This is a genomic window from uncultured Murdochiella sp., assembly GCF_902488755.1.
GTDB lineage: Bacteria > Bacillota > Clostridia > Tissierellales > Peptoniphilaceae > Murdochiella.
This window is the reverse complement of the sequence record NZ_CABTXF010000009.1, coordinates 1-16,042: the sequence shown is the minus strand read 5'-3', so window position 1 is coordinate 16,042 and position 16,042 is coordinate 1. Positions and strand designations below refer to the sequence as shown.

Annotated in this window: 15 protein-coding genes; 2 read left to right on the top strand and 13 right to left on the bottom strand. The window is 47.7% G+C overall.

The window, feature by feature from the left end:
* Window positions 1-31 precede the first annotated feature (31 nt).
* From RDL68_RS01940 to murI, 4 genes are all read right to left on the bottom strand, one after another.
* On the bottom strand, window positions 32-319 hold the full coding sequence (locus RDL68_RS01940; protein WP_308539988.1) for a hypothetical protein: 288 nt from the start codon (window positions 317-319) through the stop codon (window positions 32-34).
* Window positions 320-351: 32 nt separating this feature from the next.
* Entirely contained in the window at window positions 352-1,413 is a 1,062-nt protein-coding gene (locus RDL68_RS01935) for an SPFH domain-containing protein (RefSeq protein ID WP_308539987.1), read from the bottom strand.
* Between the two features lie 217 nt (window positions 1,414-1,630).
* Complete coding sequence (locus RDL68_RS01930; RefSeq protein WP_308539986.1) at window positions 1,631-2,896, bottom strand: Glu/Leu/Phe/Val dehydrogenase; 1,266 nt, start codon at window positions 2,894-2,896, stop codon at window positions 1,631-1,633.
* Complete coding sequence (gene murI, locus RDL68_RS01925) at window positions 2,893-3,759, bottom strand: glutamate racemase (protein ID WP_308539985.1); 867 nt, start codon at window positions 3,757-3,759, stop codon at window positions 2,893-2,895. Before murI ends, RDL68_RS01930 begins: the two co-directional genes overlap by 4 nt.
* 323 nt (window positions 3,760-4,082) lie before the next feature.
* On the opposite strand from murI, the gene RDL68_RS01920 reads away from it, so the two are divergent.
* The gene (locus RDL68_RS01920; protein WP_308539984.1) at window positions 4,083-5,132 is read left to right on the top strand and encodes a glycosyltransferase family 4 protein; all 1,050 of its coding nucleotides are present in this window, start codon (window positions 4,083-4,085) and stop codon (window positions 5,130-5,132) included.
* A gap of 137 nt (window positions 5,133-5,269) precedes the next feature.
* Here the strand turns inward: RDL68_RS01920 and RDL68_RS01915 are convergent, their stop codons facing one another.
* From RDL68_RS01915 to RDL68_RS01900, 4 genes are all read right to left on the bottom strand, one after another.
* On the bottom strand, window positions 5,270-6,658 hold the full coding sequence (locus tag RDL68_RS01915; RefSeq protein ID WP_308539983.1) for a class II fumarate hydratase: 1,389 nt from the start codon (window positions 6,656-6,658) through the stop codon (window positions 5,270-5,272).
* A gap of 87 nt (window positions 6,659-6,745) precedes the next feature.
* Entirely contained in the window at window positions 6,746-7,630 is an 885-nt protein-coding gene (locus RDL68_RS01910) for an NAD(P)/FAD-dependent oxidoreductase (protein ID WP_308539982.1), read from the bottom strand.
* Window positions 7,620-7,928 (bottom strand): thioredoxin, encoded by a 309-nt coding sequence (trxA, locus tag RDL68_RS01905; RefSeq protein ID WP_308539981.1) that lies wholly within the window; start codon window positions 7,926-7,928, stop codon window positions 7,620-7,622. Before trxA ends, RDL68_RS01910 begins: the two co-directional genes overlap by 11 nt.
* Before the next feature lie 85 nt (window positions 7,929-8,013).
* Window positions 8,014-8,694 carry an HAD family hydrolase gene (locus RDL68_RS01900; protein WP_308539980.1) on the bottom strand — a complete coding sequence of 227 codons (681 nt, stop codon included), beginning with the start codon at window positions 8,692-8,694 and terminating at the stop codon, window positions 8,014-8,016.
* Window positions 8,695-8,821: 127 nt separating this feature from the next.
* Here RDL68_RS01900 and RDL68_RS01895 point away from each other — a divergent pair, with 127 nt between their 5' ends.
* Window positions 8,822-10,276, top strand: coding sequence for a nicotinate phosphoribosyltransferase (locus RDL68_RS01895; protein ID WP_308539979.1), 1,455 nt, complete (start codon window positions 8,822-8,824; stop codon window positions 10,274-10,276).
* Window positions 10,277-10,408: 132 nt separating this feature from the next.
* Here the strand turns inward: RDL68_RS01895 and pta are convergent, their stop codons facing one another.
* From pta to RDL68_RS01870, 5 genes are all read right to left on the bottom strand, one after another.
* Window positions 10,409-11,386 carry a phosphate acetyltransferase gene (pta, locus tag RDL68_RS01890; RefSeq protein WP_308539978.1) on the bottom strand — a complete coding sequence of 326 codons (978 nt, stop codon included), beginning with the start codon at window positions 11,384-11,386 and terminating at the stop codon, window positions 10,409-10,411.
* A 152-nt stretch (window positions 11,387-11,538) separates the two neighbouring features.
* Window positions 11,539-12,678 (bottom strand): DUF4446 family protein, encoded by a 1,140-nt coding sequence (locus RDL68_RS01885; protein ID WP_308539977.1) that lies wholly within the window; start codon window positions 12,676-12,678, stop codon window positions 11,539-11,541.
* Between the two features lie 11 nt (window positions 12,679-12,689).
* Window positions 12,690-13,814, bottom strand: coding sequence for a ParB/RepB/Spo0J family partition protein (locus tag RDL68_RS01880; protein ID WP_308539976.1), 1,125 nt, complete (start codon window positions 13,812-13,814; stop codon window positions 12,690-12,692).
* A 15-nt stretch (window positions 13,815-13,829) separates the two neighbouring features.
* Window positions 13,830-14,627, bottom strand: a complete 798-nt coding sequence (locus RDL68_RS01875) for a ParA family protein (RefSeq protein WP_308539975.1) — start codon at window positions 14,625-14,627, stop codon at window positions 13,830-13,832.
* Entirely contained in the window at window positions 14,615-15,856 is a 1,242-nt protein-coding gene (locus tag RDL68_RS01870; RefSeq protein ID WP_308539974.1) for a competence/damage-inducible protein A, read from the bottom strand. The genes RDL68_RS01875 and RDL68_RS01870 overlap by 13 nt, the downstream gene beginning before the upstream one ends.
* Between the last annotated feature and the right edge of the window lie 186 nt (window positions 15,857-16,042).

The window sequence follows — 16,042 nt, the reverse complement described above, 5'->3', positions numbered from 1 at the left end:
TTTGTCCGCCTCCCCTCTTTTCTTATTTTATTTATTCTTTCCTATTCTTTTCACGCACAGCCTGCGTCAACAGATACTCAATCTGTCCGTTGATGGAGCGCAAATCCTGATCTGCCCAACACGCTAAAGATGACCAAAGGGAAAGGGGGATGCGCAAAAGCACCTGTTTTTTCTCTTGTTCTGCGGCGTGAAGCGTCTCTTCCCTTTCTCTGAGTCGCTCTTCCCGCTTTTCCACTTCCGCTAACCGCGCAAGCAAGCGGTCTTCCCGTTTTTTGAGATCGTTCTCTTCCAAAGGCTTTTCGTCGCTCGTCTTGGGCATCTTCCGCGCGGTATTATTTTCTTTCGTCTTCATCAGTAAATCGATCCACTGTTTACAATCGGTGCAACCTCTTTGGATGCGCACAGTACCACGAGAAGGTTGGAGACCATCTGCGCTTTGCGTTCCTCATCTAACGCTACGAGATGTTTTTCGTCCAGTTGTGCTAATGCCATCTCCACCATGCCGACCGCGCCGTCAACGATTTTACTGCGTGCGGAAACCACTGCGGATGCCTGCTGACGTTGCAGCATAGCGGCGGCAATTTCTTCGGCATACGCTAAATGCGAGATACGCACGTCCTCAATACAAATACCGGCAACAAGCATTTTTTCTTGCAACGCACGCTGCATTTCATCGGCAATCACTTGCGAAGAACCCATCAAGGTCTTTTCACTATCGGCGATATCGTCAAATTCCAGATTATCGTAAGGATAGAGACGGGCGATGTTGCGCACGACAGAGTCGCACTGGGTAGACAGAAATTCAAAATAATTGTCTACATTAAATACGGCCTTTGTCGGATCGACAATACGCCAAAACACGACCGTCTCTAAGATGACCGGATTCCCCAACAAGTCGTTTACCTTTTGCCGCTCATTGTTTAACGTTTTTACTTTCAACGATAAACGACCATGGGAAACAGAAAAATCCACGGTTTGTCCGTCCGTCTGGATGTTGCTTTTCATCTTTACCTGTTTCTGGTACGGATCTCCCACACTCGAAGCAAATGGATTGAGCAGATAAAGCCCCGGTTCCTGAATCGTTCCGTAGTAATTGCCAAATAGCGTATAAACGGCAGCTTCATTAGGTTTTACGCTTTTAATCGAGGCAATCAGCAAAATCGATGCCACAAGATCTGCGGCGGAAAGAAGCATCATCTCCCCACCGTCCGGATTTCCGGAATCGAGCATGATGGCTCCCACAACGAAAAGAGGAATAGCCGCCACCAGCATAATGCCGCACAAAACGGGAAGGAATCCGCTTATTTTCCGTGTTATGCGTTTCGGTGTAATCGTGGGATCCTTTTGTGCATTTGGTGCGTTTGTACTGTTTGGAGAAGCAGACGGTTTTTGTTCATTTTGATTCGTTGTCATACGTGTAGTCCTTTCTATTGTTTATCGTTATGATATCATTTCAATATCGCATTGGCAATATCCAGACAACAAAAAGCCCCTCGGCGAGCACCGAGGGGCTATGAATCCTTTTTAGGCGTTTGGCATGTGGAAATGCACTCGACTACGTTGTGCCATCGGATATTTCTTCATGCTATCGCAGAACAAACCGTCCTGAACGCCAATCGGTCAAGAGGGATTAATACCAGCCGCGCAGCTTCATCGCTTTGTCGATGGACTGGATGGCGTACATATAAACGCCTTCGCGCGGAGTGACGTTGTATTCATCGCAAACGCCAAAGACGCCTTCGATGGCTTTCATCATGTCCGCTTCCTGCTTGGCTTCGACTTCTTCCTCTGTCCAGTAATAGCCGTACTGGTTCTGTACCCACTCATAGTAGGAAACCAGAACGCCGCCCGAATTGGTCAGGATGTCCGGTGTCAACGGAATATTTCTTTCTGCCAATACTTTGTCGCCTTCCGGCGTCGTCGGGCCGTTCGCCGCTTCGCAGATCAACTTGACATTGAGTTTCTTTGCCAAATCGCCGGTAATGACGTTCTCTAACGCTGCCGGAATCAGAATATCATAGGAACCTGTCCAGAATTCTTCTTCCGAAATCTTCTTCGCATCCGGGAAACCGATGAGCGTACCATGTTCTTCTTTATACGCCACCATCTTGTCGTAATCTAAGCCATTCTCGTTATAGAGAGCGTAGTTGCCTTCTTTGCGATCCCATTCTGCCAATGCGCAAACTTTTCCACCCTGGCGATTGATGCTCTTAACCGTAAAGTTACCGACGTTACCAAAGCCCTGCACCGCAATTTTAGCCGTTTTGATATCCAAACCGAAACGTTTTGCCGCTTCACGGGTAACGATGGAAACACCAAAGCCAGTAGCTGCATTACGTCCCAACGATCCGCCGAAATCAACCGGTTTGCCGGTGAACGTGCCCATGTCCATCTTATCGCCGTTGAGTTTGACGTATTCGTCCACAAACCAGCTCATAATCTGTCCGTTGGTATTGACGTCCGGTGCCGGAATATCAATGCGCTCGCCAAGATACTTGTACAGACCGCGGACATATCCACGGCAAAGCTGTTCCAATTCTCTCTTCGAAAGTTCTGCAGGATCAACGCAGATACCACCCTTACCGCCGCCGTACGGAAGACCGAGAGCGCCGCCCTTGAAGGTCATCCACAGCGAAAGTGCTTTTACTTCATCCATGTTGACGTTGGGATGGAAGCGAACGCCACCCTTGCTCGGACCAACGGCTGAGCTGTGTGCCGATCTCCAACCCTTGAAGGTCTTTAACGAACCATCATCCATTTTTACCGGAATCGTGATTTCGATCACGCGCTGGGGCTCTTTCAGCAGTTCATAGACTGCCGGATCGGCACCCAGTTTTTCGCAAGCTGCTTTTACCTTTGCTTGCGCAGCTACCAGTGGATTCAACGTATCTGTCATTTGTTCCCTCCTAAAGACTCAACATTCAATTGCTTGAAGTTGACCTGTCGACCGGACAAATCCAAAAAACGTTCGGCGACTTGTTGAAACGCGGCAACGTCACCGGTTGCCAAAAATTCGATACTCCCCTCATTGGCAGACTCCGCAGGAATGACGCGAAGGATTTCATCCAACGTCGGATCCGCCGGATCCACCAGAGTGACACCGCTCTCCGCCGGAAAGAATTTCCGAAAGATCGGGAGCGCCAGGGGAAGATGCGTACAGCCGAGAACCAAGGTGTCATACGGAAAGGAAGAAATCCGATCCAAATAATGACGGATCAGTTCCTCTGCTGTTTCATCATCAAAATGCCCATGTTCAATGGCAACTACCAAATCGGCTGTTTCACAGCCGATGACTTCCACATCAGGATCTATCGCCTGTAAAGTCTGTTGATAGCTTCCACTAAGCACTGTAGCCTGAGTTGCAAGCAGCGCGATTTTTTTGGTTCGTGATACGCGAACCGCATAGCGACATGCCGGGTCAATCACGCCAATGACCGGAAAAGAGAACGTTTCCCTAGCACGTTGCAAGGCAAATACCGTTGCTGTGTTGCAGGCAATTACGGCAGCAACGGGATTTTGTTTTTCCAATTCGTGAAGGCACTGTAACGTAAAAGCCTCCACTTCTTGTGGAGTGCGCATTCCGTAAGGCATACGCTTCGTATCACCTATATAGATGATTGGTCTGTGCGTTGTTTCCATGGCGCGACGCAATACGGAAAAACCGCCTACGCCACTATCGAAAAAGCCGATGGGTCGATTCATGTTCATCCTGTCTACATGATAAATGGAGGCGTTCGCCACAATCCGCCACTCCTCCATCCTCGTTTCTATAATTTAGAATGAAGGAAAAACGCTTTCTTGTCAAGCCCTCATCCTCGTCCCACGCAGGACATCCGTCTTCTTTTCTTCTCTCTCATAGAAGATAAAACTATTTTGTCAAAAGAACGTCTAAGAACGTTCTCGTTGTTTACGATTAGCGTACTCTGTTCCGTCGCTATCGTCAAGCTCGCCCAGCCCCTCTCTTTTCTCCACAATTCTCCCATGCCCAATGCCTATGCTAAAAAAAACATTCCGAAAATGTGCCGAGATAGGGTATGCTTTTTTATGCTATCAATTCTCGTTCATTCCCAATAGGAGGAAAAATGCTCACTATCAACATGGTAACACCCGGCAATAATGTAGCAGGACAGGGGGTCGGGTCTGCAACCAATGAATTAATTCATCTGTTAGAGACCCATGCGCACGATGCATTGCGCATTCAACGAAATACCGCAAAAAACGCTGATATTACCCATGTTCATACGATTCATCCGTTCAGTTACGCCCAAATGATTGCTTCCAAAACACCAGTCGTGATGCACGTCCATTTTTTACCCGACACACTGGAAGGCAGCATTCAAATTGCGCCACCTTTTGATAAACTCTTCGGCGGCTATGTGATGAAAATGTATCGAAGCGCCGACGAGCTTGTTGTGGTGAACCCCTACTTTATCGATGCGCTGCAGGCGTATGATCTTCCGCAAGAAAGCATAACCTACATGCCCAATGTCGTTGATTCTTCCGCTTTTCGTCCCGCTCGCGGCGAGCATCCACTCATCTATGACCGTTACCGCATTGACCCCGAAGCCTTTAACGTCATTGCCGTCGGGCAAGTACAAACCCGAAAAGGGGTTGCCGATTTCATCGATGTCGCCGAACGCTGTCCACAGCTGCAGTTCTATTGGGCAGGGGGGTTTTCCTTTGGTGCTATTACGGACGGATACAAAGATTTGAAAGAACGTATGGAAAATCCTCCGGAAAATGTTCATTTCCTCGATATCGTCCCACGAAACGAAATGAACGCGCTCTATAACGCCATGAACGTTCTATTTATGCCTTCCTACGCGGAACTGTTTCCCATGGCGGTTATGGAAGCAGTACATAGCGGTTTGCCGATTGTTCTTCGTGATTTGGATCTCTATCGCGTGATTTATTTCACCGATTACCTGCGAGCGAAGGATAATGCAGGCTTTGCCGATCTTTTACTGCGTCTGTCAACGGATTCCGCTTTTTATACACAGGCTAAGTGTTCTTCTGTGAAAATTGCCGAAGACTACTCTGAGGATTCGATTGCCGAAAAATGGATTCATTATTACCACCGTATTTTTGAAAAATACGACGGAAAACGGGGAAAAACCTTTTTTGAGAGTTAATGGCTAACATGAGCAAGTATACTGTCTCTTACTCCCATGGAGCCGTAAGGGTCTGCATAGAAAAAGCGCAACGGCAATCGCCGTTGCGCTTTTTCTATAGCCAATCCTACGTCATCTATAGAACGTCCTTCGTTGATTTATACCATCTTTGCCGGATCGACCAAGCGATCATACGCTTCCTCACTAATCAATCCGCTTTCCAGCGCAGCTTCTTTTAACGTGATATCTCTCTCGTGCGCGGTATGGGCGATTTTCGATGCCGCATCATAGCCGATGTGCGGCGCAAGCGCCGTAACCAACATTAACGATTGCCTGAGCAGATTTCCCATTTTTTCGGCATCCGCCTGCAAGCCATCCACTAAGAACTGACGGAAACAATCCATACCACTTGCCAAAAGGCGTTCCGAGGTCAGTACATTATGAATAATGAGCGGCATATAGGTGTTCAACTGCATCTGTCCGGATGCCGCTGCCATGCCTACCGCCACATCGTTTCCCATAACCTGCAGAGCAATCATCGTAATGGATTCCACTTGTGTTGGATTCACCTTTCCCGGCATAATCGAGCTTCCCGGTTCATTGGCCGGAATGCGGTATTCTCCAATGCCACAACGCGGACCACAGGATAAAAAGCGAATATCGTTCGCTATTTTATTCAAATCCGCGGCAAGAGATTTCAGTGCGCCATGGAATCGGGTAAGCGGTGACTTCATGGAAAGTCCATAAAATTTATTTTCCAATGGCGTAAAGTCAAGATCCATCTGCCCCGAAAGTGCTTTACACATCGCTTCGTCGTACCCTTTCGGGGCATTCAATCCGGTACCCACCGCCGTACCGCCGAGAGGTAATGCTTCTAATTCTTTTGCCACGATGCGAATCGCTTTTTCGTCTTCTTCCAGTGCCACGCGCCAAGCGGAAATTTCCTGCGCAGCCGTTAAGGGCGTGGCATCCTGAAGATGGGTTCGACCGGTTTTAATGATGCCGCAAGATGCCTCTTCTATACGCCGAAACGACGCAATCAACGCCGTAAGGGCAGGAAGAAGTCGTCTCTTTATCTGTTCACGCGCAGCAATATTCATGGCAGCCGGAAACACATCATTGGAGCTTTGCGAACGATTCACATGGTCATTAGGGTGTAATAGCACTTCGCCTGCCAAGACGTTTCCGCGATACGCAATGACTTCGTTCACATTCATATTGGTTTGCGTACCGCTTCCTGTCTGCCAGATGGAAAGCGGAAAATGCGTGTCTAATTTCCCCTGAAGAATTTCTTCGCAAACCGTGTCAATGAGTGAAGCGCGGTGCTCATCCAATACCCCGAGACGCACATTGACCTGTGCTGCCGCTTTTTTTATACGTGCCAACGCATAGATTACTTCGCGAGGCATCGTCCCTCCATCCGTCGGAAAATGATGGCGGCTTCTCTCGGTCTGTGCGCCCCAGTAGGCGGTTGCCGGTACCAGAACTTCCCCCAGCGCATCCTTTTCTGTGCGCATCTCGTTTGTCGGAACAAATGTATCCTGCATTGTCTCTCACCCTTCGTATTTATGCTCTTGCTAATAGCGAACTTTTCCTTTTCGCTATGCAGAGGAAGCGTCGAACATTGCCGCCCTTTACTCTTTCGCTACCCGCAAAGTCGCATATCGTGCAGCCGCAAGCCCTGCTACCTGACCGCGTCCGCAGGCTACGTTGATTTGATACGGCGCGCCAACCAAATCGCCGGCGGCAAAAATGCCGGGCAAATTCGTTGCCATATCGCCATCCACTGCAACATGCCGTCCATTTAAGGCAATACCCGGAACGAGCGCATCCGCTGCACGCGCATCCCGCAGAAAAAAGAAGCCTTCCGCTTCAATCGTCTCGTCTTCAAAACGTAAAGCGCACGCACGCTCTTCCCCAAGGATTTCCAACGGTTTTTTTCGAATTTCTCGAATGCCTTCTTTCAGCGCATAATCTCGCTTGGTGCAATTCACAAAGACCGTCGAGGATGCCAAGTCGGCAATGAAATTCGCCTCCGATGCCGCTTCTTCATTGTAGCCCACCACCACCACCGGACGGCCTTTGTATAACGCTGCATCACACGTCGCACAATATCCCACACCTTTTCCTAAATACTGTTCTTCTCCGGGAAGTAAAGTGCCAAAATTCACGCCCGTTGCCAAAACCACACTCCTTGCCTGAACAATTTCATTCCCGGCAAGGAGCAAGCCGATGGCTTCACCCATATCATAAATCACCTGGACATTCTCTTTTCGATGGATAATGTTCGGATATTGGCGAATATGGGCATAAAACTTGTCTAAAAGAGATTCCCCGGATTCCCCGGGCAGTCCCAAATAGTTTTCCACCGATTCCGTCTGTAGAAGGCGTTCGCTTCGTGATGCGCCGAAAAGCAGCACCGACTTTTGCCGTACAGCAGCATTTAACGCCGCCGACAAGCCTGCCGGGCCACTGCCGACTACAGCGACATCGTATCGTGTCTGATCGTTAGTTTTCATAATATGCCAGTTTATCGAGAATCGTCTTCTTCGGTGTCAAGCCGACCAGTTGTTCCTTCTTTTCCCCATCCTTAAAAAAGATCATCGTCGGCACACCGGAAACGCGATATTCCATCGCCAGCTGGCCTTCTTCATCCACATCCACCGAATAGACAGTATGCCCTTCTGCGCTCACTTCTTCCAGAACAGGCGCTAACATCTGACAGGGGCCGCACCATGTGGCAGAGAAGTCCACAAGGCATACGCCTTTTCCTTCCAAAACGAGTGTACGAAATTCCTGCGAATCAATTTTCTTCATTGTCTTCTCCTTTTTCTTTTATTGTGCCATGGGCAACCTTCTTACGCCATGCCCCATTATTCACGTTGACGCTACTGCATATATCTTAAACATACCCGCAAGCAGAGGTAAGCAACTTCTTTTGCAATTCTTCCGGCGAAGCGATAAACGATGTCGCCGTAGTTGTTTTACGCAATTCCTCTTCTCTGCGAAAGCCATAGGAAAGCAAGAGCATATCCAACCCCGCCGCCTGCGCTAATTTCCAGTCTACTTCGCTATCGCCGATGTACAAAACGTCCTTTGCCTGTTTTCCACTCTCCTCAAGCAACGCATATACCCCTTCCGGATGGGGTTTTCTCGGCGTATCTTCTCGATATCCGCGAATACGATCAAAACGCATCCCAAAAAAGTGGTGTACGACCTCCTTTGCTATGGCATCCGGTTTATTAGAATAAACCCACAACTGTTTTCCTTCTTCTTTTAGCGCATCCAAAAGTGCTTCCGCACCCGGATACGGTGTCGTCCCCTCAATGGAATGCGAGAGATAATCCGCATTATAGGCATCCAAAAAATGTTCACATTGTTCCTTTGACCAGTCGCTTCCTCCGCTCTCTTTTATCGCGTGCTCCACCAAGTATCGAGAGCTATTACCGACAAGCTCACGCACGCGCTCCAAAGAAATCGCCTCTAAACCGAATCGCTTCAACGTGCGATTCATTGCTGCCGTTATCGATGGCAATGTGTAGAGAAGCGTGCCGTCTAAATCAAACAGAATAACCGATTTCACGTTTTTCTCTCCTTTTCTTTTCTTCTATTATAACGAATGGGATGCCGCAAAGATTGGGAGAAAATGTGATAAAATGAGGCGAAAACAGATGCGGAAACGTTTTTGCAGAACGATTCAGGAGGAAGGAATGAAACGCTCGCAGGAAAACTTGGCTATGCTTTTCGACTTTTACGAAATGACCATGGCCAATGGTTATTTTGAACATGGGCTAGAGGATACGATCGGTTATTTTGATCTGTTCTACCGTGAAAATCCGGATCAAGCAGGCTTTGCTATCTTTTCCGGTCTGGAATCCGTAATCGAATATTTACGTGATCTTCATTTTGATGCAGAGGATATTGCTTTCTTGCGCAGCAAGAATATATTTAGTGATGCCTTCCTGACGTATTTGCAGAATATGCGCTTTTCCTGTGATGTCTGGAGTGTACCGGATGGCAGTGTCGTATTTCCCAATGAACCGCTCATTACCGTTCGCGGTCCGATGATACAAACCAGCCTGATTGAGACCATGCTGCTTCTGCTTGTCAATCATCAGTCGCTCATTGCCACAAAAGCAAGTCGTATTGTACGTGCTGCAAAAGGCAGACCGGTGATGGAATTCGGTTCTCGCCGCGCACAAGGACCGGATGCTGCTACTCTCGGCGCACGTGCCGCCTATATCGCCGGCTGTGTCGGTACTGCCGATACCCTTTCCGATCAACGCTTCGGCGTGCCCGCCCTCGGCACGATGGCACATTCTTGGGTACAGCTCTTCCCTACGGAGTATGAAGCCTTCAAAGCCTATGCGGAGACCTATCCCACAAACGCCACGCTTCTGGTAGATACCTACGATACCCTTTCCAGTGGCGTACCCAACGCCATTCGCGTCTTTGATGAAGTCCTGAAGCCCAAGGGCATTTCCGGCGGTATCCGCTTAGATTCCGGAGATATTGCCTATCTCAGCAAAAAAGCGCGCATTATGCTGGATGAGGCGGGTTATACCGATGCGAAAATCGTCGCTTCCAACGCGCTGGATGAATACCGCATTGAGGATATTTTAGCTCAGGGAGCGAAAATTGACAGCTTCGGCGTAGGCGAAAAACTCATCACTTCGCAGTCTTCGCCAGTGTTCGGCGGTGTCTATAAATTAGTCGGCATGGAACAGGACGGGGTGTTTGAACCGCGCATCAAAATCTCTGAGAATGTGGAAAAGATTACCACACCGGGATTCAAAACCTTCTATCGTCTTTATGACAAAGAGACAAAAAAGGCACTTGCCGATGTGATTACCATGAAGGAAGAAAAAATAGACGATCAAAATCCCTATGAGCTCTTCCATCCGGTCTATACCTGGAAGCGCACGGTTTTGGAAAACTTTGTAGCGCGCGAAATGAAGGAGCGTATTTTTGCCGACGGCAAATTGGTCTATGATTTACCCTCCCTTAAAGAACGGCGCGACTACTGTGCAGAAGAGCTGGATACGCTCTGGGAAGAATATAAGCGTTTTGACCATCCCCACGAATATAAAGTCGATCTCTCCCTGGCAGTCTGGGATGTCAAACACGACCTGCTTGCGCGTACACAACAGCGCATTCGTCCATAAGAAATCACGCCCCTTTACAAAAAAAGGAGAAAGAGAGGCTTCCGCACGGATGCCTCTCTTTCTTTTTCCCTTTCGTTATCCTCATCGTGAGGGCGAAACGGAACTCTCTCGCTTTTTTCGTATGTTCTTTTTTCAGTTCATCGCCTGATATGCCGTAATGATACCAATTTCGTAAGCGTCTTGTTCAGAGCAGCCGCGCGAAAGGTCGTTTACCGGTCGCGCCATGCCTTGCAGCAGTGGACCGAGAGCCGTGTAGTTTCCTAAACGCTGTGCAATTTTATAACCGATATTGCCCGACTGCAAATCCGGAAAGATAAAGACGCGAGCCTTGCCTGCTACCGGAGAACCCGGCGCTTTTTTCTTCGCAACGACTTCATTCCAAGCCGCATCCAATTGCATTTCTCCGTCAACATTCAAATTCGGATAATTCTTTTTGGCAATGGCGGTAGCATTCGCCATTTTCTCCTGCTCCGGCGAGCTGGCAGAACCATAAGTCGAGAAAGAAAGCATCGCTACATTCGGCTCAATCTTAAAGATTTCCGCCGTCTGCGCTGTTTGGTACGCAATATCGGCAAGCTGTTCTTCCGTCGGCGAGATATTGACCGCCGAGTCGGCAAACAGCAGACGTTCCTTTTCATCCGGAGAAATCATGATAAAGCAGCCGCTGACCAATTTTGCATCCGGTTTGGTTTTAATAATCTGTAATGCCGGACGAATGGTATCGCCTGTCGGACCATCCGCACCAGAAACCAGACCGTCCGCTTCTCCCATATAAACCAACATCGTTCCAAAATAATTGCGGTCATTCAGCATTTTATGCGCTTTGGTCTCATCGATTTTTCCCTTGCGGCGTTCCAACAGCTTCGCCAGCATTTCGTCATAGTGCTCATAGTGCTGATAATCGATAAAATCTACGCCTTCTAAGGATACACCCTCTTCTTCGGCGAGTTTCTCAACTTCCTCCCTTGTTCCTAACAGAATGGGATGAAGGATGCCATCCTTGGCATGGCGAACCGCTGCACGCAAAATACGCGCGTCCGTGCCTTCCGGATAGACAATGCGGATATTCTTCCCTCTTATCGCTTTTGTTGCTTCCTGAACAATGCTCATAACCTCTCCTTTTTGTTTTTCCCGGCGGTTTGCTTCGCTGTCGCAAAACACTCGTCTTTTGTTCCGTCCCTATTTACCCCAGTTTATGCCTATTCACCTCGGTTCGATTCGACTTTCTTATTTTCCTTTGGCAAATTAAGGTCTTCTGCGGATTATCGCTTCATCGCTTCCTTCAGCGCATATTCTTCTTCCGGCGACAGTTTCTGCAGCGGTTCGCCGGATCGAATTTCCTTGGCAAAGGTATTGGTATTTTCCCGCGAATAAATCGTCGTAACGATGAGTCCGTTACGGTATTCGTCCAACAGAACCGCAGAAAAACTGCTCTCTCCGGTTACATCCTCAAACGCATTATAGCGATATAAATAGATCTTTTGTATTGCCATCGCCAACTGCTCACGCAAGCGCAAAGACTCGCTCTTGACCTTTTCCGTCGTTTCTTTTTGAAAGGTCGTTACTCGCTCGTCGGTTTGTTTTTGCAGTCCATCTACACGCCGATGCAGTTCTTTTCCCAGAGCTTCTGTCTGTTCCTTGGTGTTTTGCTCCAAAGTTTTAAGCCATTTTTCTGTTTCCGCTCGACCGGCGGCAAAATTCTCCTGCGTTTTCTGCTCCATACTTTGAAAGCGATTTTGCGTAATAGTTTGTAGTCCGCCAATGCGTTCCACAAGTCCATTTTCCAGCTGTTGAAAACGCGAAAGGGCATCTTTTTCGATGTACGCTAAGCGATTCGCCGTCTCTTCTTTTTGCTTCGCTGAATCCTTTTCTAAACTGTCAAAGCGAACAAAAGCATCTTCTTCGTTTTTCTTTACCTGTCGAATGATGGATTGCGAAAATTCATTTACCTGCGCACGAAGCGCCGCCGCCTCGCGATTGACCGTTTCCGTACTTTCTTTTTCCACCGCATTCATACGCGCATTGACTTCCGTATCGATACGATTCAGGTTTTGCATAACATTCGCCGTACTCTGACGCATTTCATCCGTTATTTGACGCGAGATGGTGTTAAAGCGTTCATCCACATGCGCTGTTTGATCCGTATCGGTTCGCGCCATCCACTGTTCCACATGGTAGAGCTTCTGTTCCGTCTTTGCTCGTTCTTCCTTAAACGCATCCAATTCATCCGAAAAATGGAGAAGCAGTTCTTCCAAACTAATATCCGAATGACCACGAAGAAGCATATCGTAACGACGGCGCATACGATTGAGCTTATTGTTCATATTACCGGAAATGTAAAAACAGCCGATTACCAAAACAAGGGTCAACCCCAAAAGAATCGGCACAAGAATAGAGGGCATAGGTCTTCCTTTCAATGTTGGTCCGGCTCACCAAGTCGTTCCAACAGTCTGTTCAACTCTTCTTCATTATAGCAGGCAATCTGTACACTCCAACCTTTTCGGCGAGAGACTACTGCAACATTCGTCTCCAATGCCTCTGAAAAACGCCGTTCCACATCGGCTAAAAAAGCATCCGTCGTTTTTGGCTTTTTCCGACGATTTTCCACTTCCTTTACGCTGGCTTTGCCTTCGGTAAGCAACTTGAGGTAAGCAGCACGTTTTTTCAAATCCTTTTCCGCCAATAAAGTACGTCCCTGAGAAGAAGTAAGTTTTCCTTCCCTAAGGGCTTCAAGGGAAGCATCATCCAACCGCAACAAGCGAACCGCGTTGGCGATATACGGACGCGATTTTCCTAATGCCGTGGATAGCTCCTGCTGCGTCATGTGCCGTTCTTCCATGATGTGCTGATACGCTACCGCTTCTTCCACCGGCGTCAAATCCTGGCGCTGTACATTTTCAACCACAGAAAGCAACATCTGTTCTTCCGGATGATCGGCGCGCAGCACCACCGGAACTTCTGTCAGTCCCGCTTGTTTAGCCGCACGATAACGCCTTTCACCAGCAATGATTCGGTAAGGAGCATGACCTGGCGCAGTGAATTTCTCTATTACAATGGGCTGAAGTACGCCGTATGCGCGAATGGATTCGGTCAATTCCGCCATAGATTGTTCATTAAAATCTTTTCTTGGCTGATCGGGATTTGCTTCCATCTGGTCCAAAGCCAAATGCTGAATAGAGCGCAATACCGTTTCCGCTGTCGTAGATTTCTCCTTTTGATTCCTCGTTTTATCCGACGAAGCATCCCGTTTCACCGGCTGAATTATTCCCAATCCTTCATTCACGGACTGGGTTTTCTCTTTCGATTTCTTTGGTTCGGTGACTTTACGTTCCGCTTTTTTCCTCGTCGCTGCCGTCTTCGTCTCTTTTTCTGCTGTTTTCGCTTGTTGTACCGATGCTCTTGTAGAGTTGCTCTTCTTTCTCGTGCTCTTTTGCGATGCATCCGGCGTGTTCTTTGTTTCAGTAATTGGTGTTATATCTTTCGTATGACCGGGAATTAACGCACCCAATCCTCTTCCCAATCCTCTTTTTTTTGCCATATTCACTCCTGTCCATTACTCTTTATCCGCCGCAGCGTCCTTGCCATGCTTTTTCTTTATTTCTTTTGCCAGCTTAATATATGCCTGCGCACCTTTGGAATATTTATCATACGTTACTGCACTTTCTCCGAATGAAGGTGCTTCCGCCAAGCGCACATTTCGTGGAATTTCCGTCTCGAAGACTTTCCCCTCAAAATAGCGATTCACTTCTGCACGAACATCCTGCGCTAAGTTGGTACGCGCATCATACATGGTCAACAACACGCCTTCTACCTCTAATTCAGGGTTCAGACTTTCGCGCACAAGAGATAAGGTCTTTACTAATTGGCTCACGCCTTCCAGTGCGTAAAATTCGGTTTGAATCGGTATAAGCACCGAATCCGAGGCAACTAACGCATTCATGCTTAACATCCCAAGGGAGGGCGGACAATCAATTAGGACGTAATCAAATTCCGCAGATGCCGGAATAAGCGCATCTTTTAGCCGCTGATGCGCATCCGGCATCGTCGCGGATTCAATCTCAAATCCGGTAAGGTCTGCCGTAGAAGGCACTACCTTTAACGTTTCTTTTCGTACCGTCTTCCAGGACTCCGCTATTGACGATTCCCCAAGCAGAATCGAATATATATCAGGATGTTCGGTATTCTTTTCAATGCCGAATCCGGAAGTCGTGTTGCCTTGTGGATCTAAGTCAATCACCAAAACTTTTTTCTTAAAAAGCCCGGTTAATGCCAAAGCGGCGGCAAGATTAACCACAGTCGTTGTCTTCCCAACGCCGCCTTTCTGATTGTAAATACTGATTATTCTTCCCATAGCTCACCCTTCATCATCATAATCGCATAATCCACCGCTAAATTTTTCGCACGATTGCGAATATGATTTCTCTCCCCATGTAAGTGATGTTCAAAAATGCACTTCTTTCCATGATAGCGTATGCCAATGTAACACCGTCCGACATCTTCTCCGTCTGGTCCGGCATACCCTGTTGTGGCAATACATAGATCGCTTTTCGTCTGCTGGTATAAGCCTTTAAGCATCCTCTTGCAAACACTTCGGCTTACTGCCGAATGTTTGCGCAATTTCTTTATTGGCACATGAAGCAGCTTGTGCTTTGCCCGATCACTATAGACCACAAATGCCTGTTCCAGAACAGAGGAAGCACCCGATGTCTCAATAATCGTTGAAGCAACCATCCCGCCCGTAATGCTTTCCGCGACCGCAACGCATTCCTTCTTTTCGCGTAACAGGCGGACAAGCACATCCGATCGTGATTCGTCGCCAAGCGCAACGATATATTTGCCGAGTTTTTTCCTTACTTCTATTAAGCTGTTTGCAATTTTCTCCTTGGCTTCATCAGCTGTGGATGCCTTAGCGGTAATGCGAATAAGAGCGCCATCTTCTTTCACATACGGAGCAACCGTTGGATTTGTTCCGGAGGTTATTTCTTTCTTTAGTCTCTCATTAACCTGGTACTCGCCTAAAACGCCAAAACGAACAACAAGAGATTCCGTCGCCCCACTTGACCATTTGTGTAGAATTGGTCGTAGCTCCTTTTCCACCATGGGAATCATTTCTTTTGGTGGTCCAGGCAGAATGACAATATAGCCATCCTTTCCGTTGATATGAAAAGGAATTACTGCGCCTGATGCTGTCCCGACGTGGTTTTCAAGAATGGTAGCATTCTTTGGGAATGTGTAGACAATTTCATTATCTCTACGCGCTTTATCATTATCGAACCAATCATTGATTCGCGCCTTGTTAAATTCATTAACTTCTGTTCCTTGATGGAGAAAGTCGATAACGACACGTTTGGTGATATCGTCATCCGTTGAACCTAAACCGCCCGTTAGAATAACAATGTCCGCTCTTTCGCACGCCACCTGCAGAGACTCCGTTAATCGCTTGGCATTATCGCCAACAACAGAAGTATGAAAAACATCCAACCCCACTTGCGCACAAAGTTGTGACAAATACTGTACATTCGTATTAACAATGTCGCCGAGTAGGATTTCCGTTCCAACTGAAACGCACTCTACAATCATCTTTATCTCCAAAGTGTTTCACGTGAAACAATTTGCACGTACCGTCTTCTCTTCTGAGATGATTATAGCAAAGGTGGAAACAATAAACATACCATTTTCGCATCTGCGCATCTCAAAATGTTTCACGTGAAACATTTTGAGATGCGCAGATGCGAAAATGGTATGTTTATTGTTTCCACCTTTGCT

What these genes read in the sequence shown, in the direction of transcription:
- RDL68_RS01940 (WP_308539988.1), bottom strand. Translation starts at nt 319, where the DNA reads ATGCCCAAGACGAGCGACGAAAAGCCTTTGGAAGAGAACGATCTCAAA.
- RDL68_RS01935 (WP_308539987.1), bottom strand. Translation starts at nt 1,413, where the DNA reads ATGACAACGAATCAAAATGAACAAAAACCGTCTGCTTCTCCAAACAGT.
- RDL68_RS01930 (WP_308539986.1), bottom strand. Translation starts at nt 2,896, where the DNA reads ATGACAGATACGTTGAATCCACTGGTAGCTGCGCAAGCAAAGGTAAAA.
- murI (WP_308539985.1), bottom strand. Translation starts at nt 3,759, where the DNA reads ATGGAGGAGTGGCGGATTGTGGCGAACGCCTCCATTTATCATGTAGAC.
- RDL68_RS01920 (WP_308539984.1), top strand. Translation starts at nt 4,083, where the DNA reads ATGCTCACTATCAACATGGTAACACCCGGCAATAATGTAGCAGGACAG.
- RDL68_RS01915 (WP_308539983.1), bottom strand. Translation starts at nt 6,658, where the DNA reads ATGCAGGATACATTTGTTCCGACAAACGAGATGCGCACAGAAAAGGAT.
- RDL68_RS01910 (WP_308539982.1), bottom strand. Translation starts at nt 7,630, where the DNA reads ATGAAAACTAACGATCAGACACGATACGATGTCGCTGTAGTCGGCAGT.
- trxA (WP_308539981.1), bottom strand. Translation starts at nt 7,928, where the DNA reads ATGAAGAAAATTGATTCGCAGGAATTTCGTACACTCGTTTTGGAAGGA.
- RDL68_RS01895 (WP_308539979.1), top strand. Translation starts at nt 8,822, where the DNA reads ATGAAACGCTCGCAGGAAAACTTGGCTATGCTTTTCGACTTTTACGAA.
- pta (WP_308539978.1), bottom strand. Translation starts at nt 11,386, where the DNA reads ATGAGCATTGTTCAGGAAGCAACAAAAGCGATAAGAGGGAAGAATATC.
- RDL68_RS01885 (WP_308539977.1), bottom strand. Translation starts at nt 12,678, where the DNA reads ATGCCCTCTATTCTTGTGCCGATTCTTTTGGGGTTGACCCTTGTTTTG.
- RDL68_RS01880 (WP_308539976.1), bottom strand. Translation starts at nt 13,814, where the DNA reads ATGGCAAAAAAAAGAGGATTGGGAAGAGGATTGGGTGCGTTAATTCCC.
- RDL68_RS01875 (WP_308539975.1), bottom strand. Translation starts at nt 14,627, where the DNA reads ATGGGAAGAATAATCAGTATTTACAATCAGAAAGGCGGCGTTGGGAAG.
- RDL68_RS01870 (WP_308539974.1), bottom strand. Translation starts at nt 15,856, where the DNA reads ATGATTGTAGAGTGCGTTTCAGTTGGAACGGAAATCCTACTCGGCGAC.